At 73.5% G+C, this 24,339-nt stretch carries 20 protein-coding genes; 2 read left to right on the forward strand and 18 right to left on the reverse strand.

The annotated features are described in order from the left end of the window. Positions 1–8 precede the first annotated feature (8 nt). The 5 genes from panD to H5V45_RS08885 form a co-directional block, all read right to left on the reverse strand. Positions 9–428, reverse strand: a complete 420-nt coding sequence (gene panD, locus H5V45_RS08865) for an aspartate 1-decarboxylase (protein ID WP_185252592.1) — start codon at positions 426–428, stop codon at positions 9–11. Then, positions 428–1,363: a pantoate--beta-alanine ligase gene (panC, locus tag H5V45_RS08870; RefSeq protein ID WP_185252593.1), complete on the reverse strand. Its 936-nt coding sequence runs from the start codon at positions 1,361–1,363 to the stop codon at positions 428–430. The genes panD and panC overlap by 1 nt, the downstream gene beginning before the upstream one ends. Further along, a complete protein-coding gene (locus H5V45_RS08875) occupies positions 1,360–2,265 on the reverse strand; it encodes a Rossmann-like and DUF2520 domain-containing protein (RefSeq protein WP_185252594.1) in 906 nt (301 codons plus the stop codon). The genes panC and H5V45_RS08875 overlap by 4 nt, the downstream gene beginning before the upstream one ends. 151 nt (positions 2,266–2,416) lie before the next feature. Beyond that, entirely contained in the window at positions 2,417–4,162 is a 1,746-nt protein-coding gene (locus tag H5V45_RS08880) for a methyltransferase domain-containing protein (protein ID WP_185252595.1), read from the reverse strand. Next, on the reverse strand, positions 4,159–5,259 hold the full coding sequence (locus H5V45_RS08885; protein ID WP_185252596.1) for a hypothetical protein: 1,101 nt from the start codon (positions 5,257–5,259) through the stop codon (positions 4,159–4,161). The genes H5V45_RS08880 and H5V45_RS08885 overlap by 4 nt, the downstream gene beginning before the upstream one ends. A 74-nt stretch (positions 5,260–5,333) precedes the next feature. On the opposite strand from H5V45_RS08885, the gene H5V45_RS08890 reads away from it, so the two are divergent. Then, complete coding sequence (locus H5V45_RS08890; RefSeq protein ID WP_185252597.1) at positions 5,334–6,752, forward strand: bifunctional cytidylyltransferase/SDR family oxidoreductase; 1,419 nt, start codon at positions 5,334–5,336, stop codon at positions 6,750–6,752. Positions 6,753–6,760: 8 nt separating this feature from the next. Here H5V45_RS08890 and H5V45_RS08895 read toward each other — a convergent pair whose 3' ends face one another. The 11 genes from H5V45_RS08895 to folP form a co-directional block, all read right to left on the reverse strand. After that, the gene (locus tag H5V45_RS08895) at positions 6,761–7,399 is read right to left on the reverse strand and encodes a sulfotransferase family 2 domain-containing protein (RefSeq protein ID WP_185252598.1); all 639 of its coding nucleotides are present in this window, start codon (positions 7,397–7,399) and stop codon (positions 6,761–6,763) included. A 59-nt stretch (positions 7,400–7,458) separates the two neighbouring features. Next, positions 7,459–8,523, reverse strand: coding sequence for a sulfotransferase family protein (locus tag H5V45_RS08900; protein ID WP_185252599.1), 1,065 nt, complete (start codon positions 8,521–8,523; stop codon positions 7,459–7,461). Next, the gene (locus H5V45_RS08905; RefSeq protein WP_185252600.1) at positions 8,523–9,602 is read right to left on the reverse strand and encodes a sulfotransferase; all 1,080 of its coding nucleotides are present in this window, start codon (positions 9,600–9,602) and stop codon (positions 8,523–8,525) included. Before H5V45_RS08905 ends, H5V45_RS08900 begins: the two co-directional genes overlap by 1 nt. 114 nt (positions 9,603–9,716) lie before the next feature. After that, complete coding sequence (locus tag H5V45_RS08910; RefSeq protein ID WP_185252601.1) at positions 9,717–13,289, reverse strand: bifunctional glycosyltransferase/CDP-glycerol:glycerophosphate glycerophosphotransferase; 3,573 nt, start codon at positions 13,287–13,289, stop codon at positions 9,717–9,719. 43 nt (positions 13,290–13,332) lie between these two features. Then, positions 13,333–16,374, reverse strand: a complete 3,042-nt coding sequence (locus H5V45_RS08915) for a bifunctional glycosyltransferase/CDP-glycerol:glycerophosphate glycerophosphotransferase (RefSeq protein WP_185252602.1) — start codon at positions 16,372–16,374, stop codon at positions 13,333–13,335. Positions 16,375–16,443: 69 nt separating this feature from the next. Continuing rightward, positions 16,444–17,532, reverse strand: a complete 1,089-nt coding sequence (locus H5V45_RS22625; protein WP_221633958.1) for a GNAT family N-acetyltransferase — start codon at positions 17,530–17,532, stop codon at positions 16,444–16,446. Positions 17,533–17,634: 102 nt separating this feature from the next. Further along, positions 17,635–18,243 (reverse strand): hypothetical protein, encoded by a 609-nt coding sequence (locus H5V45_RS08925; protein WP_185252603.1) that lies wholly within the window; start codon positions 18,241–18,243, stop codon positions 17,635–17,637. Positions 18,244–18,253: 10 nt separating this feature from the next. Beyond that, positions 18,254–18,739 carry a DUF3180 family protein gene (locus H5V45_RS08930; protein ID WP_185252604.1) on the reverse strand — a complete coding sequence of 162 codons (486 nt, stop codon included), beginning with the start codon at positions 18,737–18,739 and terminating at the stop codon, positions 18,254–18,256. Continuing rightward, positions 18,736–19,305 (reverse strand): 2-amino-4-hydroxy-6-hydroxymethyldihydropteridine diphosphokinase, encoded by a 570-nt coding sequence (gene folK / locus H5V45_RS08935; protein ID WP_185252605.1) that lies wholly within the window; start codon positions 19,303–19,305, stop codon positions 18,736–18,738. Before folK ends, H5V45_RS08930 begins: the two co-directional genes overlap by 4 nt. After that, positions 19,302–19,673 (reverse strand): dihydroneopterin aldolase, encoded by a 372-nt coding sequence (gene folB, locus H5V45_RS08940; RefSeq protein ID WP_185252606.1) that lies wholly within the window; start codon positions 19,671–19,673, stop codon positions 19,302–19,304. The genes folK and folB overlap by 4 nt, the downstream gene beginning before the upstream one ends. Continuing rightward, positions 19,670–20,512, reverse strand: a complete 843-nt coding sequence (gene folP / locus H5V45_RS08945; RefSeq protein WP_246415881.1) for a dihydropteroate synthase — start codon at positions 20,510–20,512, stop codon at positions 19,670–19,672. Before folP ends, folB begins: the two co-directional genes overlap by 4 nt. A 141-nt stretch (positions 20,513–20,653) precedes the next feature. On the opposite strand from folP, the gene H5V45_RS08950 reads away from it, so the two are divergent. Further along, the gene (locus H5V45_RS08950) at positions 20,654–21,529 is read left to right on the forward strand and encodes a class I SAM-dependent methyltransferase (RefSeq protein WP_185252607.1); all 876 of its coding nucleotides are present in this window, start codon (positions 20,654–20,656) and stop codon (positions 21,527–21,529) included. 18 nt (positions 21,530–21,547) lie between these two features. On the opposite strand, the gene folE is transcribed toward H5V45_RS08950, so the two are convergent. Together folE and ftsH are read right to left on the reverse strand one after the other, a co-directional pair. Then, positions 21,548–22,162, reverse strand: coding sequence for a GTP cyclohydrolase I FolE (gene folE / locus H5V45_RS08955; protein ID WP_185252608.1), 615 nt, complete (start codon positions 22,160–22,162; stop codon positions 21,548–21,550). A gap of 7 nt (positions 22,163–22,169) precedes the next feature. Further along, positions 22,170–24,284 (reverse strand): ATP-dependent zinc metalloprotease FtsH, encoded by a 2,115-nt coding sequence (ftsH, locus tag H5V45_RS08960; protein WP_185252609.1) that lies wholly within the window; start codon positions 24,282–24,284, stop codon positions 22,170–22,172. Between the last annotated feature and the right edge of the window lie 55 nt (positions 24,285–24,339).

The following is a 24,339-nucleotide window of genomic DNA, read 5'->3' on the forward strand; positions in this document are numbered from 1 at the left end:
CGGTGAGGCTAGCGCCCCGCGGTGAGGTCCCCGCGCACGAGACCAGCCCCGTCGAAGGTCTCGGCCGGGTCGAAGCCGGTCGCGAGGATCTTGTTGTCGGCGTCGACGAACACCACGTGCGGCTGGTGGGTGCGGGCCTCGGCGGTCTCCATCTGGCCGTAGGCGATGAGGATCACCAGGTCACCGGGGTGCACCAGCCGGGCGGCCGCACCGTTGATCCCGAGGATCCCGGAGCCGCGCTCGCCCGCGATCGTGTAGGTCTCGAGGCGCGCTCCGTTGGTGATGTCGACGATGTGCACGAGCTCGCCCGGCAGCAGGTCGGCGGCGTCGAGCAGGTCCTCGTCGACGGTCACCGACCCGACGTAGTGCAGGTCGGCCTGGGTGACGGTGGCGCGGTGGATCTTGCTGGTCATCATGGTGCGCAGCATCAGAGGTCTCCCTGGCTGAGAAGGGGGTCGGGGCGGGGGTCGCCGGCGCTGCGCGCCGACGGCGGGGTGCCGAAGGTGATGGGCATGTTGTCGATCAGGCGGGTGCCGCCGATCCGGGCGGCGACCAGGATCCGGCCCTCGGTGCCGTCGGGGACGGCGGCCGGCAGCGGCCCCAGGTCGGGGTCGGTGATCTCGAGGTAGTCGAGGTCGAGCCCGATCGAGCTGCGTACCTCGGCCCGGGCGGCGTCGAGGGCGACCTCCACGCCGTACTGCGCGGCGTCGCGGGCGGCGTGCAGGACGAGGCTGAGGGCGACGGCCTGGTGCCGCTGCTCGTCGTCGAGGTAGCGGTTGCGGCTGGACAGCGCCAGCCCGTCCGGCTCCCGCTGCGTCTCGGCGCCGACGACCTCGACGGCGAGGTTGAGGTCGAGCGCCATCCGGCGGATCAGCGTGAGCTGCTGGTAGTCCTTCTGCCCGAAGACCGCGACGTCCGGGCGGACCAGCCCGAAGAGCTTGGCGACCACGGTGAGCACCCCGCGGAAGTGGCCGGGCCGGGTCCGTCCCTCGAGCAGCAGCGCCAGCGGGCCGGGCTCGACGGTGACCTGCGGCTCCCCGCCGGGGTAGACCTCGTCGACGCTCGGCGCGAAGACGATGTCGACGCCCTCCCGGCGGCACAGCTCGACGTCGTCGTCCAGCGTCCGCGGGTAGCGGTCGAGGTCCTCGCCGGCGCCGAACTGGAGGGGGTTGACGAAGACCGACACCACGACGGGACCCTCCCCGACGCGGTCGCGGGCGACGCGCACCAGGCTGGCGTGGCCCTCGTGGAGCGCGCCCATCGTCGGGACCAGCCCCACCGGGAGGCCCGAGCGACGGGCCTCGGAGAGCAGCGTGGCGAGCTCCTCGCGCGTGTGCGCGAGGACCGGACCGGCGGCGCTCATCGCAGGCGGGCTCCGCGCCGGGCCGCCGGGGCCGAGGCCTGGTCGAGCAGCAGGCGGATCTTCGCGGCGCGGATCGGCAGCAGCCGGCCGTCGGTGACGGCGCGGTCGAGCGTCGCGCGCGCCAGGGCGACGTACGACGTCAGGGTCTGCGGCGCGTTGGCGCGGATCTCCGCCAGGTGGTCGCGGACGGTGTTCGCGTCGCCGCGGACGATCGGGCCGGTCAGCGCGGCGTCCCCGTGCTCGAGCGCGTTGTCGAGCGCGGCCGTCAGCAGGGGGCGCAGGGTGCCGGCGGGGTCGTCGGCGCCGGCGGCGGCGAGCATCTCCATCGCCTCCGTGACCAGCGTGACGAGGTGGTTGGCGCCGTGGGCCAGACCGGCGTGGTAGAGCGTGCGCATCTCCTCGGCGACCCACATCGGGCGCCCGCCCAGGTCGGCGACGAGGTCCTCGGCCGCGGCCTGCTCGGCGGGGCCGGCCGTGAGGCCGAAGACGCAGCCGGCGAGGCGGCCGAGGTCGACGGCGGTGCCGGTGAAGGTCATCGCCGGGTGGAGCGCGATGGTCCGCGCGCCGACGGCGCGGGCGGGCTCGAGGACGGCCAGGCCGTGCCGGCCCGAGGTGTGCACGACGTACTGCCCCTCGTGCAGGGCGCCGCTGGCGGCCAGCATCGCGACGACGTTGGGGAGCATGTCGTCGGGGACCGTGAGCAGCAGCAGGTCGCACGAGCGCGCGACCGCGGAGGGCTTCGCGTTGGGGGTGCCGGGCAGCAGCGCGTCGATGCGCTGGTGCGAGGCGTCCGACTCCCCGGCGGCGGCCACGACGTGGTGGCCCGCGGCACCGAGGGCGGCGGCGAGGACGGCACCGACGCGGCCTGCGCCGACGACGCCCACACGGAAGCGTTCTGACATGGGTCGAACCTTTCGTTCCAGTCCCGCCGACCACCCTCGGGTGAGGGCCGGCACGGGTACCGGACTAATCGATTGCGTTCCCGAGGCTACGCCGCACGCGCAGCCGTGGGAACGGCTCCCGGTGTGACGTGGGCGACTCGCGGCGCGGGCCTCAGCGGTGCGCGACGACGCGGTAGAGGACGGGGTCCTCCCCCTGGTACGGCGAGAGCCCGGTGCCCTCCTCCTCGTGCACGATCGTGAATCCGAGGCCGGCGAGGGTCGCGCTGAAGGCGGCGGCGTTCTGGAAGCGCCGGAAGTGCTTGGTGTGGACGTGGCTGGTGGTCTCGTCGCGGTCGGTGCGGAACTCCGCGGCGAAGCAGTCGCCGGGGCGGGCGTGGGTGTCGATCGCGGCCAGCAGCCGGTCCTGCACCTCCTCGGGGATCGCGTGCAGGAAGAACCGCAGGTAGAACATCACCGGGCCGCGGTCGCCGTCGGCCGCGAGGTCGAGGGCGCGGCCGAGGTCGTCGACGTCCGCGACGTCGCAGACCTCGAAGCGGACCCGGTCGGCCAGGCCGAGCTGGGCGGCCCGGGCGGTCGCGTGCTCGATCCCGACCGGCGACTGGTCCAGGCCGAGCACGGTGCGGCCGGCGGCGGCGAAGGCGCAGGCGTCCCGGCCGTCGCCGCAGCCGATGTCGATGACCGTCGCCGGGGTGTCGTCGCGGGCCTCCACGAACTCGAAGAACGTCGAGCCGCTGCTGTAGGAGTTCCGCGAGTAGAAGTTGGCCCAGTAGACCTTGGTGCGCAGCGGGACCGGCACGACGGCCTCGGGGGCGGAGTCGGTGCGGTCGAAGTTCCAGTTGAAGCCCGGCTTGGGGCGGCGCCAGTCCGCGCCGTACAGGTGCTCGACGAGCTGCTCGGCGTTGACGGGGACCAGGCCGCGGCCACCGGGGAAGTCGATCTCGGTGCAGCCGTGCCAGTCCCGCTCGTGCACCTGGCTCGACCCGGCGACGCCGAAGGGGAAGCGCAGCAGGCCGTCCTCGTCGAAGTAGGTGTGGAACAGGTCGATGCGGTGGCCGGGCAGGTCCGGGTCGAAGAGGTGCAGGGTCGTCGCCCGGCACTCCACGTCCAGCCCGGCCTCGACGAGCTTCAGCGCGACCTCGGCCAGCTCCGCCGCGGCCTCCGGGCCGGTGCGGTGCCGCGAGACGAAGGCGGCGTCGAAGTCCGGGTCGTGCGCGATGTAGCCGCCCTCGCGGACCGCGCCGAGCAGGGTGCCGTAGACGAAGAAGACGTCGTGGCCGAACTCGTCGCGCACCACGTCGCGGGTCCGGGTGTAGAGGTCCATCACCTTGCCCTGCCAGGCGACGTCCAGCTTCTTGGACAGCGAGACCATGCCGAACTGGTTGAGCACGTGACCCTCGGCGAAGAGCGCCCTGAGCTGCTGGACGTTGTGCTCGCCGTTCTTCGGGGGCGTGAGGAACATGCCGTGGCCGGCGATCGGCAGCGGCCGGCCGTCGACGCGCACGGTGATCCGGGTGTCCTTGCCGACGAAGCGCCAGATGCCGGGGATCTTGAAGGCGAAGGTGCGCACCTGCTGGCGGCTGTTGCGGCGACCGTCGGCCGGCCGGCGGATGCCGGCAGGCCCCTTGGGGGGCGAGTCCTGCGCCGGCGCGCCGGCGGGGCGCCAGCCGGCGAGGGCGCCGTCGTCGGTGGCGTAGGTCGCGGTCACCTCGAGCCTTCCGAGGTGCAGGCTGACCCGGGTGGGCGACGCATCGGCCGGCACCGAGACCCAGCCCTTGACCAGGCGGCGGGTGAACTCCTCGACGACGCCCGGGACGGGTGCTCCCGCTCCGGACGCGGGCGCGGGCGCGGTGACAGGGTCGGCGGCGGGTGCGGGCGCCGCCTTGCGACGGAGCTTCACGCGGACGAACCCTCCTGGGTCTTCTTCCCGGCCCCTGCCCGGGACCGGACGGCGACGTCGACGACCTTGGCGAGCGCTGCGGCCGCGACGGCCGCGTCGACGCCCGGGGCGACGGCGGGGCCGTCGACGACCGGGACCCCGTCGGGGGTCCGCATCGCCTCGGGGTCGCCGACCACGCGCACGCCGAGCGAGCGCGCCTGCTCGACGCGCCTGTCGCCGAGCTCGTGGAGCCGGTCCACGGCCCACGCCGGGAACGGCGGGTTCTTCGGGCCCTCGGGCGTCGGGCGCCGGCCCATGTCGGTGAGCACGCCGTGCCGGACGAACTCGCGCCGCACCGCGCGGTCCCAGCCGTGCTCCTCGAACAACATGTTGACCTGCCGGATCAGCTCGGTCTCGCTCCAGGCGAGACCGCGGTTGGACCGGGCCGGGTCGGGCTTCAGCGTGTGCCGCGGCAGCCCGAGCATGTCCTCGAAGGTGTTGGGGATCAGCTCGCGGTCCGTCTCGTCGCTCAGCACCAGCGTGTAGCGCTCGGGCGGGACCTCGGCCGTCCAGCGGCCGACCAGCGAGCCGATGTCGTGCCCGAACCACACGTTGCGCCACTCCCACCCGGTCTTCTCCGGGGCCAGGACCAGGCGCAGCCACTCCTCGAACGTCCGGCGCTCGCCGGCCTTGACCCGCTCCTGCCACTGCGAGGGCAGGTAGCGGTCGAGTCGTCGCGCCACCGAGATGACGTGCACCTGGTCGCGGCCGAAGTCGGACACGATCCGTTCGACCTGCTGGGGGAACGCCCGCCCGAAGTCCTCGTTGCTCACGCAGACGCGACGGCGGCCCGCGGTCGTGACCTTCTCGACGAGCTGATCCCAGCGCATCGCCGGCGGCTTCGCCGCACCGGCCGGGTGGCCGTCGAGCCCGAGCGCCCAGCCGGCCTTGTCGGGGCGGTGCCGCACCCCCGTGGCGTAGCGGACCCCGTGCTCCTCGAGGAGGCCCTCGGGCGCGTGGAAGAACGCCATCTGGATGGCGGTGCTGCCGGTCTTGTGCGGCCCGATGTGGACCAGGCGCGCCCCCTCGGGCAGCAGCGATCCGGCATGGTCGTTCACGCGCGTCAGACTACCCACAGGACGCCGCGCTCCTGCGACACCGGCGCGGCGGGGGGTCTGAGAGGATGCCGCTCATGGAATCGAGCACCTCCCCGGTCAGGAACGTCGCGGTGCTGCTGGCGGGTGGTGTCGGCGCCCGGATCGGGCTGGCCATCCCCAAGCAGCTGATCAAGGTCGCCGGGAAGACCATCCTCGAGCACTCGCTCATCGCGCTGCACGACCACCCGATGGTCGACGAGGTGCTGATCATGATGGCGCCCGGGCACCTCGATGCCGTCCGCGCGATCGTGAAGAACGGCGACTACGCGAAGGTGACGCGGATCCTCGAGGGCGGCGAGAGCCGCAACGAGACCACCCTGCGCGCGCTCGACGCGCTCGGGGACGACGAGTGCCACGTCCTCTTCCACGACGCCGTGCGCCCCCTGCTCGCGCCCCGGATCATCGAGGAGTGCTTCCAGGCCCTCGAGTCCTACCCGGCCGTCGACGTCGCCATCCCGTCCGCAGACACGATCATCGAGGTCCGCGACGACAACACGATCCGCGAGATCCCGCCCCGCGCCGCCCTGCGCCGCGGCCAGACCCCGCAGGCGTTCCGCTCGTCGGTGATCAAGGCGGCGTACGTCAAGGCCGGCCAGGACCCGAACTTCGTCGCCACCGACGACTGCACCGTGGTGCTGCGCTACAGCCCCGAGGAGCCGATCGTCGTGGTGCACGGCGACGAGCGGAACATGAAGGTCACCGAGCCGATCGACGTCTACCTGGCCGACAAGCTCTTCCAGCTCACGAGCAACGACCTGCCCGCCCCCGGCACCGACGAGGAGTACCACGCGGCGCTGGCCGGGAAGACCATGGTGGTCTTCGGCGGCAGCTACGGCATCGGCGCCGACATCGCGGAGCTGGCCACCCGGCTGGGTGCGGACGTGCACACGTTCAGCCGCTCGAGCACGAACACCCACGTCGAGCGCCGCACCGACGTGATGGCCGCCGCGAAGCAGGTCATGGAGAAGGCCGGCCGCATCGACTTCGTCGTCAACACCGCCGGGGTGCTCCCCCGCGGCGAGCTGCTCGAGACCAGCGAGGAGACGATCTACTCGGCCACCGAGATCAACTACCTCGCGCCGGTCTTCATCGCCCAGGTGTTCTTCCCGCACCTCAAGGAGATGTCGGGCTCGATGCTGCTCTTCACCTCGAGCTCCTACACCCGCGGCCGCAGCGGCTACAGCCTCTACTCGTCCGCGAAGGCCGCGACGGTCAACCTCACGCAGGCGCTCGCCGACGAGTGGGCCGGCGACCGGGTCCGGGTCAACTGCATCAACCCCGAGCGCACCGGCACCCCGATGCGCACCAAGGCCTTCGGCCAGGAGCCCCCCGGCAGCCTGCTGGAGTCCGAGGTGGTCGCGCAGACCTCGCTCGACGTCCTGCTCTCGCCGCAGACCGGCCACATCTACGACGTGCGCAAGGACGACCCGCTGGCCGTCCTCGACGGGCAGTAGGCGCCGGCTCAGTCGGGCCGGTCGAAGGTGTAGCCCCAGGTCTCGATGTCGACGGCGAACAGGTCGGCCACCCGCTCGCGCGTGTGGTCGGTGTAGTACTCGCTGTAGTGGGCGTGCGACGACCGGTTGCGCGGCACCACCTCCGCGGGCGGCAGCCCGAGCCGCTTCCGGACCACGTCGATGTCGTGCGCGAAGTTCTCCACCCGGCCCACGAAGTCGACCTCGCGGCCGTCCTCGAGGACCAGCCAGTCGTACTGGGGGCGGCCGAAGCGGCGGATCGCGTCGGGGGCGCCCGTCACGAAGGTCTCGAAGTCTCCGACGAACGGTCGGACCGGCTCCCACACGTGCGGGAACTTGTCGACCTTGCCGACCGAGTAGGGGCGGCCCGCGTCGTACTGCTCGAAGATCTTGGCCATCATGACGTACCACGACACCATCCGGGCCCAGGGGTTCCGGACGAACGAGAACGACCAGTAGTCCACGAGCCCGGGCTCGGTCCGCACCAGTCCCTTGTAGCGGACGTGCCGGGCCCGGTTGCCCACGCGACGGCTGTCCGGGACCTCGTCGTCGAAGATCGCGTCGACGGTGGAGCCGGCGTTCTTGGGGATGTGGACGAAGAGGACCTGGTGCTCGTCCGACACTCTCATGCGGGCGATGCTAGCCGAGGCCTCGTGCCCCGATCACCCGCCCACCGGGGACGACGGGATCAGCCGCGGGGCCGCGTGACGCGGGTGCGGACCCGGCCGCCCAGCAGGCGCAGCAGCTCCCGGCCACCGAGGTCGTCGGGGGTCCGGCCCCGCCCGGCGGGGGTCGCCGGGGCGCTCGCCGGCGCACTGCGGGCGGACTCCTCGCCGGCCCGGCGCGCCTCGTCGCGCGCCTCCTCCATCGCGTCGTGGCTGATCGCCGCGGCGTCCTCGAAGAGCCGGGCGTAGCGCTCGCCCTGCGCGGTCACCTCGGCCGAGGCCGCCGCGTCCTCGCCGTGGGCGTCCGCGAGGATCTCGAGCGCGTCCCAGATCCGCTGCGCGACGTCCTGCAGCTCCGCCGGGATCTGCAGCTCGTCCCAGGTGACCTGGTGCCGGCGCAGGTCGGGGTCGATGAAGTCGTCGACCGGACTGGGGCCGCCGGCCGCGGGGTCCGGGTCGAAGCGCAGCCCGAGGTCCGCGCCGAGGGTCGTGAGGACGGGGCGCCAGTCGGTGAGCAGGTCGGTGTAGCGGACGAAGGCCCGGGCGCTGCCCCGGGTCTCGCGCTCGCTGAGCACCGAGCTGTTGATCCAGCGGGCGACGTTGAAGGTCTCGTAGCGGCGCCGCTTCTCCTCGTCGCCGGAGCTGGCGTAGTAGGTCGCACGGCTGCCGATGACCTCGGCCGGGTGCCGCAGCATCGAGACGTAGCGGATCTCCAGCCCCGCCTCGGCCGCGGCGTCGCGCCACAGGCCCTGGGCCCAGACCGAGCGCGGGTCCTTGACGACGACCTGGTCGCCCTGGGCGGCCTGCTCGGTCAGGAACGACGCCAGCCGGGCGCGCCGCTGCGGCGACCACGCCTCCTGGGCCCGCTCGAACGCGGCCGGCCGGCTGTCGAAGTCGTGGATGCGGGCGGCCTTGACGATCTCCTTGTGGAAGGCAACCGCCCACTTGGACTCGAAGAAGCCCTTGGGGTTGGACTCGTTGGCCCCGAGGTAGGGACCGGGGACGTGCAGCCCGAGGTGGTGGAACGTCCCCGACATCGTGCTGGTGCCGCTTCGGCCGGTGCCGGTGATGAGGACGAGGACGCCCATCAGCGGTCCCGCTGCACGCGGCTGCGGACGCGCCGCGCGACGCGTCGCGCCAGCGACGGGGGTGGTACGGCGGCGGCCCGCTCGGCGCGCGTGGCGCGGGCGACCTTGGTCGCCTCGGCCTTGGCCTTCGCCCGGGCCTTGCGCCGCGCCTTGGCCGCCCGCTCGTCGCCGAAGCGGAACATCGTGGAGCGGACCATGGCGAGCGCGTCGGAGTGCGCGGTGGCGTACTCGGCGCGGAGCTGCTCGAGGTCCGCGGCGATGGCGTCGGAGTCGCCCTCGACGGCCAGCGTGCGCAGGGCGTCGAAGGTGCGGTCGCCGAGGTCGCGCAGGAGGACGGGGACCTCGGAGTCCTCCCAGCCCGGCTTCATCCGGCGCAGGCTCGGGTCGATGAAGTCGTCGACCGGGTGCGGTCGCTCCTCGGGCGGCGGCGTGAGGCGCAGGTCGAGGTCGTCGCGGAGCCGGCCCAGCTGGCTGCGCCAGTCGGCCGTGAGGTCCGGGTAGTGGACGAGCGCGCGCGGCGAGCCGGCCGTGAGGCGCTCGGTCATCAGCGCGACGTTGATCCAGCCGGCCACGGCCGGCACCTCGCGCGAGTTGTAGTAGTTGCTGCGGCTCGACGACACCTCGGAGGGGTGCCGGAGCATGATCACGAAGCGGGGGTCGACGCCGCTGCGCTCGGCCGCGTGCACCCACAGGTCGCGGAACCACACCATCCGCGGGTCCTTGATGACGACCCGGCCGTGCTTCTCGATGCGCGGGGCCAGCCAGTCGTGCAGCTCGTCGCGGATCTTCGCGTCGGTCAGGACGTCCTGGAGGCGCTCGAGGACGTCCGGGTTCGTGTCCAGGGTGCGGACCCCGGTCGCGCGCAGCAGCCGCCGGTGGAAGTTGACCGCCCACCGCGGCTCGAAGAAGCCCGACGGGTTGGTCTCGTTGCCCTTGATGGCCTCGGGGACGCGGTAGCCGCTGTAGGACAGGGCACCGGCCATCGTGCTGGTGCCGCTGCGGCCGGGGCCCAGCACGAACACCAGGGAACGCTCGTCGGCGACGCCCTCGGGCCCGGCGGTCTGGTCGGCATCTGCCACGGTCGGTCGTCCTCCGGAGGCTCAGGGGTGGGTCAGGCGGGGGCGCCGACCACGTCGGAGGTTATCAGTGGTGGGCGGCCCGACGGCCGGACCACCCGCGCCCCTCCGGTCGGGTCAGTCGGCCGGCGGGGCGTCCCCGCGCGGCACGAAGACCGCGTCGACGAACCGCGCCCCGGCCCGGCCGTCCTCGAGGTCGAGGTAGTCCTGCCGGAAGAGGTCGTACGCCGCCGCGTGCTCGGCCCGGACCCGGTCGAGGTCCAGCAGGCAGTCGACGACCTCGTCGGTGGTCGACACGAGCGGACCGGGCGCCGTGGGCTCGAAGTCGAACAGCCAGCCGCGGGTGTCCTGGTAGCGCTGGAGGTCCGGCACCTGGAAGATCATCGGCTTCCCCGTCACGCCGAAGTCGAAGCGCAGCGAGGAGTAGTCGACGATCGCCGCGTCGGCCGCGAGGTAGAGGTCCGAGATCTCGGGGTAGTCGGTGACGTCGACGCACCCGTCGACGCGGCCCGCGCGCCGCAGGGTGCGGGCGTTGAACGCGTGGCCGCGGATCAGCAGCACCACGTCGTCGCCCAGGCGCTCGTGGAAGCGCGCGAAGTCCAGGAACTCCGGCATCAGCGCACGGTTGTCGTCGACCGCCATGTAGTCGCGGAAGGTGGGCGCGTAGAGCACCGCCGTCTGGTGGTCGGCGATGCCCAGGGCCGCCCGCGTGGCGGCCCGGATGCCCGGGGCGAGCTCCGAGTTGAGGACGTCGTTGCGCGGGTAGCCGATCTCCAGGACCTCGCCGTGGTAGTTGAAGTCACGGGTCAGCAGCGGGCTGGCGTAGCGGGCCGGCGAGACGAGGTAGTCCCACTGCGAGGCGCGCTCGTCGTACGCGTCGATCCGGGCCTGCGAGAACTGCGTGTTGCGCCAGTGCGGGTGCCCCATCTGCTTGAAGGGGTAGCCGTGGAAGGTCTGGACGAGCACCTGGCCGGCGGGCTTCTCGTGGAACTCGGGCTGGTACATGTTGTCGACGTAGTAGGTCACCGACGCGAGGAGGTGGTACCACTCCTCGCTGTTCACGATGACGGGGATGCCGCCCTCCGGGACCACGATCGAGTGGTCGTGCACCGCCCAGTAGACCGGCAGGTCCGAGCCGCGGCGCTGGAGCTCGCGCTGGATCGAGAGGCCGTTGTCCGTCGCGGACTCGCCGAAGTACGACCGCATCAGCACGCCCCGGGTCAGCCCGCCCGTGACGGGCGGGTGCAGGCGGAGCTGGTTCTGTGCGTAGGCGCCGCGCGCCTCGCCGATCGGGCGGCGCAGGGTCACCCGCACCCCGGCGTCGGGTCCGCGGACGACGCGGCCCTCGAGCAGGTCGGTCTGCACCGGCACGGGCAGCGAGTCGCTGAGCACGCTCGAGGTGCGGATCGGGAGCGTGGCCTCGCGTCCGGAGGCCGTGGTCAGGGTGACCGCCAGGTCGTGGTCGCCGAGCGGCAGCGGCCAGGCGCCGAAGCGGTAGACCTCGTGGCGCAGGTCGCACTGCGCGACGAAGCGGCCGCCCTCCACGGGCACGGTCGGACCGGCGGTGCGGCTGCGCAGGCTGGTCACGTGCAGGCGGATCGAGGTCACCGGCTCGCCGAAGGTCCGGCCGGTCACCCGCAGCACGCCGGCGGCGTCGACGGCCGCGGCGTCGGCCACCGCACCGAGCCGCCACTGCCGCACGACCAGCTCGCCGTCGCGGTGGGTCTCGAGCGCGAGCTCCTCGCCGGCGTACGCCGGCAGCGCGTCGTCAGCGGGCACGAAGGCGACCCGGTCGCCGTCGGCCGTCCAGCCCTCGATGCGCCACTCGTCGGTCGTGCCGTCGGAGCGGGTGGGCGCGTCGGGCAGCTCGATCCGGAACTCCTGCGGGCGGCCGTCCGCGACCGCGCTCTCGACCCGGTGGCGCGGCCGGGCGGCGGCCACACGGCGTACGTCGGTCGCGTCGGCGGCGAGCACGCCCACCACCGTGCGGCCCTCGAGCCGGGCGCTGGTGACGCGCACGCCGGCGAGGTCGACGCGGAGCCGGAGCGCGCGGTTGAACTGCCACTCGGTGACCACGCGGCCACCGTCGCGCAGCGTCAGCGCCGGCACGACACCGGCGGCGCCGCTGCGCAGCAGCCGGTTGACGCGACTGGTCACCGTGAAGCCGGCGGCCTCGACGCGCAGCAGCACCGTCCAGGAGGTGCCCTGCGCGGCCGAGGCGACGACCTCGGACATGGGGATGACCGCGGCGAACGTGCCGCTGGAGTAGTCGCACCACTTGTCCTCCTCCGGAGGGGGGTACGACGAGTCGGTGGCCCGGTCGGCCGGGAAGACCCGCTCGTGGCCGGTGCCGTCCTCGCGGAGCACCACGGAGACGCGCGACGCGTGCTCGGCCAGGTCGACCTTGGAGAGGTAGGCGCGGCCGGAGATGCGGGCCGTGGCGCTGCCGTCGGCCTCGTGGACCCAGTGGAGGTTCTCCACGGAGTGGTGGATCCTGAGCTGCTCGGGCCGGATCAGGAAGAGCGATTCCTCGAGCTCGGGGTCGCCGAGGAACGGCAGCTCGAGCAGGATGCCGTCGGGGCGCACGCGCGCGGGCCAGTGGTCGAGCCGGAGCCCCTTCTGGCGGACCAGCTCCTGGGCGTCCGCGCGCCGGTCGAGCAGCGCCAGCCGGATCAGCACCCGGCGGCCGGGCATCGTCTGCTCCCACACCCAGTCGGGGGCGCCCTCGGTCAGCTCGCGGACCGCGGCGACCAGCTCGGACCAGTAGTCGTCGTCGACGGTGCCGGTGCTGGTGAGGTACCAGTGGAAGTGGACGTCGAAGAGGGTGAGCCGCCAGGCCTCGAAGAGGGCCGGGGAGACCTCCGCGGTCAACACGTCGCGGCCGACGCGCCAGGCCTCGATGCGCTGGCGCAGGTCCTGCAGGCTGGCGGTCTGCTGGCTGATCGAGCTCTGGTCCTCGCGGGCGCGGTAGCGGTAGACGACGTCGGGGATGACGTCGATCGCCGTCGCCCGGGCGAAGAGCTGGGTGATGATCGGCTGGTCCTCGTAGGCGACGCCCTCGCGGAACCAGAGGTCCTGGGCCTCCCAGAACTCGCGCCGGAAGAGCTTGTTCCACGTGTAGAGGTTCCGCAGCAGCGGGGTGAAGTCCTCGGCCGTGATCGCGATCCGGCGGTCGTCGTGCACCTTGCGGACCCAGTTGGGCGACCACGTGGAGACGGCGTTGAAGCGCTCGACCGAGCCGACGACGAGGTCGGACCCGCTGGCCTCGATCGTCTCGAGGAGCGCCCGCAGCGCCCCCGGGGGCAGCAGGTCGTCGGAGTCGATGAAGGTGAGGTAGCGACCCCGCGACTCGCGGACGCCGGTGTTGCGGGCGGCGCCCAGGCCGCCGTTGGGCCGGGTGACGAGCCGGACCCGGTCGTCACGGGCGACGTACCGCTCGGCGATCGCGCGCGAGCCGTCCGGCGAGCCGTCGTCGACGAGGATCACCTCGAGGTGCGCGACGTCCTGCTCGAGGATGCTGTCGAGGCACTCCGCGAGGTAGGCCTCGACGTTGTAGAACGGCACGATCACGCTGATCGCGGGGCGCCGGAGGCGACGGGCGGCGCGGGTGTCCACCGCACGCCGGGCCACGCGACGCGAGACGCCCGCACCCCGACGCACGACGGAGCGGGCGATGTCCTTGGCCGTCATGGCGGTCAATCTACCGACGAACGGCGCGGCCCCGGAGGGTGGCTCACAGCAGGTCGAGGAGCCCGTCCACGACCCGCTCGGCCGCCCGGCCGTCCTGCCACGGGTTGAACCGGTCGTTGAAGGCCGCGATCGCCGGCGCGTGGCGCTCGCGGAGCCCGTCGAGGTCGCGCAGCGCCGCCACCACCCCGGCCGTGTCGTCGACGAACGGGCCGGGCGCGGACTCCTCGAACGGGAAGAGGAAGCTGCGGCTGCCGGCGTCGTAGGCCGCGAGGTCCGGCACGAGGAAGACCATCGGGCGACCGGTCAGGGCGTAGTCGAAGCGCAGCGAGGAGTAGTCCAGGACCGCCGCGTCGGAGGCGAGCACGAGGTCGTTGATCTCGGGGTACGCCGTCACGTCGACGACCCGGGCGGCCGGCGTGCCCGCGCCGGTTGCGGGGTCGACCGGGCCCGGGTCGGGCTGGTGGAAGCGGTGCCCGCGCAGCAGCAGCACGTGGTCGTCGCCGAGGGCGCGGGCCGCGGCGGCGACGTCGAGGAAGTCGGTCATCTCCGCGCCGCGGGCCCGGAAGGCCAGGTGCTCGCGCCACGTCGGGGCGTAGAGGACCGCGGTCTGGTCCGGGGCGATGCCGAGGAGCGTGCGGGTGCGCTCGCGGGTCGCGGCCGCGGTCGGCAGCACGAGGTCGTCGTCGCGCGGGTAGCCGTGCTCGAGCGCGGGGCCGTCGTAGGCGTACTGCTCGCGGTAGTGGCGGGTCATCTCCGGGGTCGGCGTCACGATCGCGCTCCACGTGTCGACGCCGCGGGCGCGGGCGACCCGGATCCGCGACGGGGCGTGGTCGAGCGCCCGCCACTGCCCCAGCCCCATCGCCTTGGAGGGGTAGCCGTGGAAGGTCTGCAGCAGCACCTGGCCCGGCCGGCGGCGGAACCACGCCTCGACGTCGGTGTTCGTCACGACCACCCGGGCGCTCGCCAGGGCGGCGTACCACGCGGCGCTGCGGAGGAGCATCGGCTCGGCGCCCGCCGGCACCGACTGGCCGTGGTCGGCGACACCCCAGACCGTGCGCAGGTGCGGGCGGCGCCGGCGCAGCTCGTCGTGGATCGCGCGGGGGCTGTCGGTCGCCGAGCGGCCGGCGTACGTGTCGAAGTAGGCGAGGTCGGGGTCGAGCGGCCGGTCGTCGAGGGCGTACGCCGTCTGCAGCCGCTGCTGGGCGTGCGGACCGAGCTCGTCGTCGGTGAGCGGTGCGGTGACGCCGAGCACCAGGCCGCCGCGGGGGCCGAGGAAGGCACGGACGCGGTGCCTCTCCCCCACGAGCTCCGTGGGCAGCCGGCCGCGGAGCCCGTCGCCCACCGCGACGTTGCCGTCGCGGGTGACGAGGCGGTGCGGACCGGACGCCAGCCAGCGGGGGGCGCCGAAGTGGTCGGCCCGCAGGGTGATCCGCGCACCTCCCTCGACCGGGCGCACCACCACGTCGAGCGGGCGGTCGTCCGGGCCGAGCAGCCGCAGGGAGGCCGGGTCGCCGGTGGCGGTGACCACGAGGTCCGTGCCGTCCAGGGCCAGGCCGTCGACGGTGACCGGGCTGCCGGTCCCGGCGGCGGGGCCGGTCGGGCGTGCGGGGAGGGCGAGGGTGGAGCTGCGGGTGACACCGCCGCCGGACGCGGTCAGCCGGAGGGTCGTGGCGCCGTCGCCGGGCACGCGCACGGTGAGGGCCACCGCCTCCTGGAAGCGGCGCCCGGCCCAGCGGGTCGCCTCCGCGTCAATGCGCGCGGGGCGGAGCACCTCGACGGCGCCGTCGGCGTCCACTGCGACCTCGAGCGGGACCGCCCCGGCGTCGACGAGCCGGACCTCGGCGAGCACGTCGACCTCCCGTCCGCCCGCGGTCCAGCGGGTCCGCTGGGCGTGCGCGCGCAGCGGCGTCTCGCTCGCCGCCAGCCGGGTCAGGTCCGCGGGGAGCGCCACCGCGTCCCAGGTCGCGTGCAGCCCGCCGTCGACGAGCCGGGTCGGCAGGTCGCCGTCGAGGGCGGCCAGCTCGGCGGCCAGCGCCTCGACCTCGGGCCGTCGGTCCTCGGCGGCCAGCCAGCCGAGGGCGCGGGCCGCGGCGGGCACCTCGTCCGCCGCGGGGCCGGTCGGGCCGGCGTACCTCCCGGCCAGGGTGCGCAGCACCGACCATTCCTCGGGGGTCGCGCGCTCGGCGTCCTGCAGGAGCCGCGGCAGCTCGACCGCGGCCAGGTGCCGGTGCCAGCCATCGAGCAGCGGCGACCCCGTGAGGGCGTGGTCGACGGCGGCGACCCGCTCCCGCCAGACCGGCAGGTCGGGCAGCGCCGACGGCGTCGCGGCGAAGGCCCGGACGCCGTGGCCCGGCGCGAAGGTGTACGTCGGGTGGTCGAGGACGTCGACCCGTGCCACCCCGGCGAGCAGGGCGGCGACGGTCGGCGACGTGACCCAGTCGTCCGTCCGGGTGAGCCCGCCGCGCCAGGCGGGACGGCGGACCACCAGGCCGCCGAGCGCGAGGGCGCCGGCGAGGCCGGGCCGGGCTGTCGGCGCGACCCCGGTCGCGGCGGGGTCGTGGGCGCGCTGCTGGGCGGCGGCCAACCACGGCTCGGGCGAGCCCGACTGCTCGAGCCGGCCGGTCGCCAGGTCGGCACCCGACGCGGCCAGGGACCGGGCGGCCACCGCGAGTGCGTCGGGCGGCAGCCGGTCGCAGCCGCGCAGGAAGGCGAGCAGGTCGCCGTGGGCCCGGGCGACCCCGGCCTCGAGCGCCTGCTGCCAGGTCGCGGACGGCTCGACCGGCACGACGCGGGCGTCACCGACGTCGTGCACGACCAGTGCCGCGTCCCGGGCTGCGTCCTCGCCGACCGGGCACACCAGCACCTCGAGGTGGGCGTGCTCCTGCCCGAGCGCGGAGGCCAGCGACGCCGAGAGCCGCGGCAGGTCCCGGGCCTCGACGACGAGGACCACCGAGACCAGGCCCGCGTCCGCACCGGGGACCCCGAGGCGGGCACCGAGCCGGCGGCGCAGGGCGCGCCGGGCACCGGGCGGCAGCACCGCCGCGGCAGCGCCGGCGATCCTGCGCGGTGACGAGGGGCCGGCCATGCGGGTCAGGCTAGTGCGCGCCGTGCGCGGTGCGGGCCGCGGCGGGCCCGGCGTGCCGGGGCCAGGGCCTCAGGCCGGGCTCACCCTCACGTCGCGGTGCCAGGACTCGGTGACGTACTTCGTCGTCCAGCCCATCGAGGTGTAGAGCCCCGCCGCGCCGGTCGGGGAGTCGGCGTCGACCTCGAGGCCGACGCGGTCCCGGCCGCGGGTCGCGGCGTCGGAGATGATCGTGGCGAGCAGGCCCTTGGCCACGCCGCGGCCGCGGGCGGCCTCGAGCACGCCGAGGTAGGACACGTAGGAGCCGTCCGGGCCCGAGGAGCTCTCGGAGACGGTGCCGATGAGGGCGCCGACCGGCTGGGGGGCGTCGCCGTCGGTGAGCTCGGCCAGCCACCAGTGGTCCCAGCGGTGGCCGGGGTCCTCGCGGAGCCGGTGGAGGAACTCCTCGAAGGTCTCCTCGCTGGAGTTGAAGTGGTCGACGAAGGCACCCTCGAGCACCTCGTGGACCTCGCGCAGGTCGTCCTCGTCGGGCAGGCCCGAGCCGCTGCGCCGGACCAGCCGGAAGACGACTCCGTCCTTCTCCCAGTGGTCGGGCGACTCGGCGAGAGCGGCCTCCTCCGGGGTGACCGGCCGGGTCATCTGCCACCAGGTGCGGACCCGCTCGAAGCCGGCACCGGCCAGCCACGCGTGCTGGCGCTCGTCGTCCTGGAAGGCACCGGTGTCGATCTGCTGGGTCTCCAGCCCGCGGGCCGCACCCACGGCCTGCGCCTGGCCGACGGCCCACTCGACGAGCACGTCGGAGCAGCGGGCCGCGACGTCGTCGTCGAGGCCGCGCTCGACGATGTGCACGAACAGCATCCGGCCGACCGAGCGGTCGTGCACGCTGCCCCAGGCGCGGATCTCGCCCTCGGGGTCGCGCACGACGACGTTCTCGCGCGTGCGGAGCCCGTGCTCGGAGACCTCGACGAGCACGTCGTCGACGCCGGAGCCGGCCCAGCCGCGACCCTGGCGCTCGTGGGCGCGCAGCAGGTGCGTCAGCCGGGCCACCGTGAAGCGGTCCGCCGGGTCGGGCGGGACGACCTCCCAGCCGGCCGGCAGCCCGTGGTTGTCACCGAGCACCTCGTCGGGGTCGCTCTCGAACCTGGAGTCCTCGGGAATCACGGGGCTGATCATGCCGTACGGGCGGAAACGCACCGACCCGCCCGTGGGATCCACGGGCGGGTCGGTGTGCGGTCGTGCTCCGGGGCGCGGCCCCGGGACGGGTCAGGCGTGTCGGCGGGCCGGGGTGGTCTGCCAGGCGGCGAGCTCGGCGCGCAGGACGTCGAGCTCCTGCTCCAGCTCGGCGACCCGGACGATCGCCTCGGCGGCGCGCTCCTCGGACTCGTCGAGGCGGACCGTGAGGCCACGGCCCTCCTGCTCGGCGACGTCCGCGCGACGGGCCTCGGCGCCCCGCTTGCGGGTGGCCTCGGCCGCCCGCTTCTGCGCGGAGGTCAGGGCGATCTCGAGCTCACCGATGGTGTGCTCGTGCGCGGCGATGCGGGCCTGCATCGTCGCGGTGTGCGCAGCCTGCTCGGCCGTGCGGGTGACGGTCAGGTCGCGGTAGGCCTGGGCCTGCTCGGCCCGGTCCCGGGCCGCCTCGCGGCGGGCGTCCATCAGCTCGGAGTGGGTGATGCGGGTGGCGGCAGCGCCGAGGACGACGCCGAGCCCGGCAGCGAGCGTGACGAAGAGCCACGAACCGCTGAGGACGGCGCCGAGGACGACGAGCGCCGAGATCGCGATGAGTCCGGCGGCGACCGTGAGCCTGGTGCTCCGCTGCCGACGGCGGGCCGCGGGGGCCCGGGTGCTGGGGGCCCTGCTGATGGAGGAAGGCATGAACAGCAGGTTAGGTGTCGTCGGCGTCGGAACGGACGCGACACGCACGCTCGAGGAGCACCGCCGTGATGGTGATCGCCACACCGCCGGCGGCCGCGCCGAGGGAGCGCCACTCCCGCTGGCTGGCCAGCTCGGCGTCCACACCGAGCCAGCTGACGGCGTACCCGAGGTAGCCGCCGGCCGCCAGGGCCCCCACCAGGGCGGAGGCGCGGCCCAGCACGAGGCGGTTCACGGCGAGGTGCGGCGCGAGGCGCTCGCGGTGCACGTGCAGGGCCCGGTGGGTCAGCCAGGCGGTGCCGCCGAGGATCGCGGCGACGAGGAACAGCGCCACCACCTGGGCCCAGGTGATGATCGGGGCGGTGCCGCCGACCCGCTCGGCGAGCGGGTGCAGCAGCCAGCCGCCGACCAGGCCGAGCACCGCGCAGGTGCCCAGCGCGGCGGGGGACGTGGGCCGGAGCTGCCCGCCCGACGGTTCGTCGGGCGGGTCGGGCGTCACTGGATCTCGAGCGTCAGGTCGTCCCGACGCGACACACCGGACTGGTCGGCCTTCTCGAGCAGGTCGGCGATGGGGCCGAGGTCGGGGAACTCCGCGTCGGGCTCGAGGTCGAACCAGGGCTGCAGGACGAAGGCGCGCTCGGCGGCGCGCGGGTGCGGCAGCCGCAGCGTGTCGTCGTCGCTGCGACGGTCGCCGACCACGATCAGGTCGACGTCGAGGGTGCGCGGGGCGTTGCGGACCTCGGTGCGCTCGCGGTCGAAGGCGTCCTCGATGGCCAGGGCGCGGTCGAGCAGGCGGGTCGCGGCGAGGGTGGTGTCGATGAGGACCACGGCGTTGAGGTAGGTCTTGGCCTCGGCCGGGCTGTCCACGGGCTGGGTCTCGTAGACCGGGGAGACGCCGGTGACCCACACGTCCGGGGTGTCGGCGATCGCGTTGACGGCACCCTGCAGGGCCGTCAGCCGCTCACCGAGGTTCGACCCCAGCGCCAGCACCGCCCGACGGATCGGGCGCATCTCGCCGGTCAGCGTGTCGGCGTCGACGATGTTGGGATTGGGGGTCTCAGTCACTTCTCGCCCTCGCGTGTTCGGGTGATCGTCAGGGCCACGTCGGCAAACGTCGCCTCGATGGGTGCCTCCGGCTTGTGGACCGTGATCCTCGTCCATTCAACACGGGAGTCCAAGAGACAGACGTCCGCGATGCGCTGGGCGAGGGTCTCGATCAGGTCGACCGGATCTCTCTCCACGGCGGCTTGCACCGAGGCCACGAGACTTCCGTAGTCCACGGTGTCACGCAAGTCGTCGGAGGCCGCCGCGGCGGCGGTGTCGAGGCCGAGCATGAGATCGATCACGAAGGTCTGGCCCTCGCGCCGCTCGAAGTCGAAGACCCCGTGGTGGCCGAAGCACTCCACCCCCGTGATCGCGAGCTCGTCGGTCATCCGGCATCTCCCAGCAGACGGGCCCGGACGCGCAGGGCGTCCCGGCTGGATCGGACGTCGTGGACGCGGACGCCCCAGACCCCCCGGCCGGCGAGGTCGAGGGTGAGGGCGATGTTGGCAGCCTCCCGCTCCCCCACCGGACGCGGCCCCTCCGGACCGGCCAGCAGGTCGCCGAGGAAGGACTTGCGCGAGGCGCCGACCAGGACGGGGAAGCCCAGGTCCTGGACGGCGTCGAGACCCCGCAGCAGCGCCCAGTTGTGCTCGGGCCGCTTCGCGAAGCCGAGCCCGGGGTCCAGGACGATCCGGTCGTCGGCGACGCCGGCCGCCAGCAGCGCCTCGACCCGCGCGGCCAGCTCGTCACGGACGGCGGCGACGACACCTCCGGGGCCGTCGTACGACGCGTGGTCGCGCATCTGGTCGCTGTGCGCGCGCCAGTGCATGGCGACGAAGGTGACGCCGGCGTCCGCCGCGACGGCCAGGATGCGAGGGTCGGCGAGACCGCCGGAGACGTCGTTGACGATCGAGGCCCCCGCCGCGACGGCCGCCTCGGCGACCTCCGCGCGCATGGTGTCGACCGAGACCACGGCTCCCTCGGCCACCAGCGCGGTGATGACCGGGACCACGCGGCCGAGCTCGACGGCCAGCAGCGGGCGGGTGGCGCCGGGCCGGGTGCTCTCCCCGCCGATGTCGAGGACGTCGGCGCCGTCGGCGAGCAGGGCCCGCCCGTGCGCGACCGCCTCGTCGGTGCTCGCCCAGCGCCCGCCGTCCGAGAACGAGTCGGGGGTGACGTTGACGACGCCCATCAGGCGGGGCGACGGCGACCCGGGGCGCTGGTCCATGCCCGGACGCTATCGCGGCGCCCGGACGCGCTCCCCGCGAGCGTCCCGACGGGGACCCCGACCGCGGCCGGCGCGTGGTTAGGGTGCGGTGTCGACCTCTCCACGCCCGGAGCGGTCGTTCCCCGACCCCGAGGACCCCTCGTGCCTTCCTCCCTGCGGACCTCCGCCGTCTCCGTCGTCAAGCCGCTGCTCGGCGAGAGCACGTGGCAACGCCTCCGCTCCCGGGTGCCGGCACGGCTGCGCGGCACCCCGGCGCCGCCCGCCCCGGCCCCGCTCACCCCGCGGCAGGAGCGCGTCGCCCGGTTGCAGGCGATGGACCTCACCGAGCTCGCCCAGCACTTCGGCACCGACAAGCACGGGCTGCACTTCTACACCCAGCACTACCAGGCGCACCTCAAGCACCTGCGCCGCCGGCGCTTCACGCTGCTGGAGATCGGGGTCGGGGGCTACCAGCGGGGCGGCAAGGGCGGCGCGTCGCTGCGGATGTGGAAGCACTTCTTCCCCCGCGCCGAGATCGTCGGCCTCGACATCGAGGACAAGTCGTTCGTCGACGCGCGGCGGATCACCACGGTCCGCGGCAGCCAGGTCGACGAGGAGCTGCTGGTCCGCCTGGTCGACGAGCACGGCCCGCTGACGGTGGTCATCGACGACGGCAGCCACCGCCCCGAGCACATCCGCGAGACCTTCCGCATCCTCTTCCCGCTGCTGGCCGACGACGGCATCTACGCGATCGAGGACACCCAGACGTCGTACTGGCCCGAGTGGGGCGGCAGCGAGGACCGCCACGACCCGACCACCACGATGGCCCTGGTCAAGGACCTCGTCGACGGCCTCAACCACGAGGAGTACGTCGACGACGACCACGTCCCGACGTACGCCGACCGCCACGTCGTGGCCGTGCACTGCTACCACAACCTCGTCATCATCGAGAAGGGCACGAACGACGAGGGCACCAACAAGCGCTCGGTGCTGCGCGAGCGGTACCCCAAGCCGCCCCGCACCGCGTCGCCCTCCTGAGAGCGGCGGAGCCGGCGGCTAGCGCCGGCTGCTGATCAGCGCCATCGCCTCGGAGCGGGTCGCGGAGTTGTGCATGATCCCGCGGACCGCCGAGGTGATGGTGCGCGCGCCGGCCTTGCGGACGCCGCGCATGGTCATGCAGAGGTGCTCGGCCTCGATGACGACGATGACGCCGCGCGCCTCGAGGATGTCCATCAGGGCATCGGCGACCTGGGTGGTCAGCCGCTCCTGGACCTGCGGGCGCTTCGCGTAGACGTCGACGAGACGGGCCAGCTTCGACAGCCCGGTGATCTTGCCGCTCTCGGCGGGGATGTAGCCGACGTGGGCCACGCCGGTGAACGGCACCAGGTGGTGCTCGCACATCGACCAGAGCTCGATGTCGCGGACCAGGACCATCTCGTCGTGGCCGAGGTCGAACGTCGTGGTGAGCACGTCCAGCGGGGTCATCCGCAGACCGGCCGTCAGCTCGGCGTACGCGCGCGCGACGCGGGCCGGGGTGTCCCGCAGGCCCTCGCGCTCCGGGTCCTCGCCGATCGCGGCGAGCAGCTCGCGGATCGCCGCCTCGGCCCGCGGGTGGTCGAAGGCGGGGACGTCGCCGGGGGCACGCTCCGGCAGCCCGATCGCGTCGGTCATCGCAGGATCACGCCCGGGGGTCGGTGCCGGGGTCGCGCGTGCCGACACCCGGGTCGCCGTGGACGTCGCCACCGGAGCCCGGCGGCGTGATGATGACGGCTGCCTCGTCCTCCTGCGGCGCGGCGCCGTTGGCGGCGACGCGGTCGCGGATCTCCTGCGGGATCTCGATCGGCGGGATCGTGGACGGGTTCCGGTCCGGCGAGCCGGTCCACGCGGGGCGCGAGGAGCGTCGGCGCAGGGGCTCGAAGACCTCGGCGACCTCGGCCTTGTCGAGGGTCTCGCGGTCGAGGAGCGCGAGCACGAGCGCGTCGAGCACGTCGCGGTTCTCCTCGAGGATGTCGAAGGCCTCCTGGTGCGCGGTGGCGAGGAACTTCTTGGTCTCCTCGTCGATCTTGGCCGCGACGTCCTCGGAGTAGTTGCGCTGGTGCCCCATGTCGCGGCCCAGGAACGGCTCGGAGTTGGAGTCGCCGAGCTTGATCGCACCGAGCGACTCGGTCATGCCGTACTGCGTGACCATCGCGCGGGCGAGGCTGGTGGCCTTCTCGATGTCGTTGCCGGCCCCGGTGGTCGGGTCGTGGAAGACCATCTCCTCCGCGGCCCGGCCGCCGAGCATGTAGGCCAGCTTGTCGAGCATCTCCGAGCGGGTCTGGGAGTACTTGTCCTCGTCCGGCAGCACCATCGTGTAGCCGAGGGCCCGGCCGCGCGGCAGGATCGTGATCTTGTGCACCGGGTCGGTGCCGGGCAGCGCCGCCGCGACGAGGGCGTGGCCGCCCTCGTGGTAGGCCGTGATGAGCTTCTCCTTCTCGCTCATCAGGCGCGAGCTGCGCTGGGGACCGGCGATGACGCGGTCGATCGCCTCGTCGAGCGCGTGGTCGGTGATCAGCTTCTCGTTGTTGCGGGCGGTCAGCAGCGCCGCCTCGTTCAGCACGTTCGCGAGGTCCGCACCGGTGAAGCCGGGGGTGCGCCGCGCGATCGACTTGAGGTCGATGTCCGGGGACATCGGCTTCCCGCGCGAGTGCACGTTGAGGATCATGTGGCGACCGGCCAGGTCGGGCGCGTCGACGCCGATCTGGCGGTCGAACCGGCCCGGGCGCAGCAGCGCCGGGTCGAGCACGTCGGGGCGGTTCGTGGCCGCGATCAGGATGACCCCGCCGCGGACGTCGAAGCCGTCCATCTCGACGAGCAGCTGGTTGAGGGTCTGCTCGCGCTCGTCGTGACCGCCACCCATGCCGGCACCACGGTGACGACCGACGGCGTCGATCTCGTCGATGAAGACGATCGCGGGGGCGTTCTCCTTGGCCTGCTCGAACAGGTCGCGGACGCGGGAGGCGCCGACACCCACGAACATCTCGACGAAGTCGGAGCCGGAGATGGAGTAGAAGGGGACGCCCGCCTCGCCGGCGACGGCGCGCGCGAGGAGGGTCTTGCCGGTGCCGGGAGGCCCGTAGAGCAGCACGCCCTTGGGGATCTTGGCACCGACGGCCTGGAACTTGGCGGGCTCCTGGAGGAACTCCTTGATCTCGCCGAGCTCCTCGATCGCCTCGTTGCAGCCGGCGACGTCCGCGAAGGTGGTCTTGGGCATGTCCTTGGAGATGAGCTTGGCCTTGGACTTGCCGAACTGCATGACGCCGCGGCCGCCGCCACCCTGGACGTTGTTCATCAGGAAGAGGAAGAGGCCGACGATGAGGAGGATCGGCAGGAAGGTCACCAGCAGGCTGCCCAGCACGCTGGGCTGCGGGTTCTCCGAGGTCTCCTTGGAGATGGTGCCCTTGGCGATCTGCGCGTCGACGGCGTCGATCATCCCGATCTGCTGGCCGATGATCCAGTGGGTGCTGATCTTGTTGCCGCCCGAGCGGTCGACGTCGTCGTCGAGGGTGGCCTTGATCTCCTGGTCACCGTCGATGAACGTGATCTCGTCGATTTGGCCGTTCGCGATGTAGGCGTTCATCTCGTCGGTCGTGACCTCGTCGTACCCGCCGTTGGGGGCGAGGTACTGCAGGGCGAGCAGGACGCCGACCACGGCGACGACGATCCAGATCCACGGACCCTTGAATATGCGCTTCACAGGCTTCTCTCGACGCGTCTTTCTCGTCGCCCGCCGGACGTGCCGGAAGGCGCTCATCTGAACTGACGACGGTACACGCCGTCGACAATCAGCATTCTGTCAGCAGCACCCG

Source organism: Nocardioides luti (assembly GCF_014212315.1).
Classification (GTDB): Bacteria; Actinomycetota; Actinomycetes; order Propionibacteriales; family Nocardioidaceae; genus Nocardioides; species Nocardioides luti.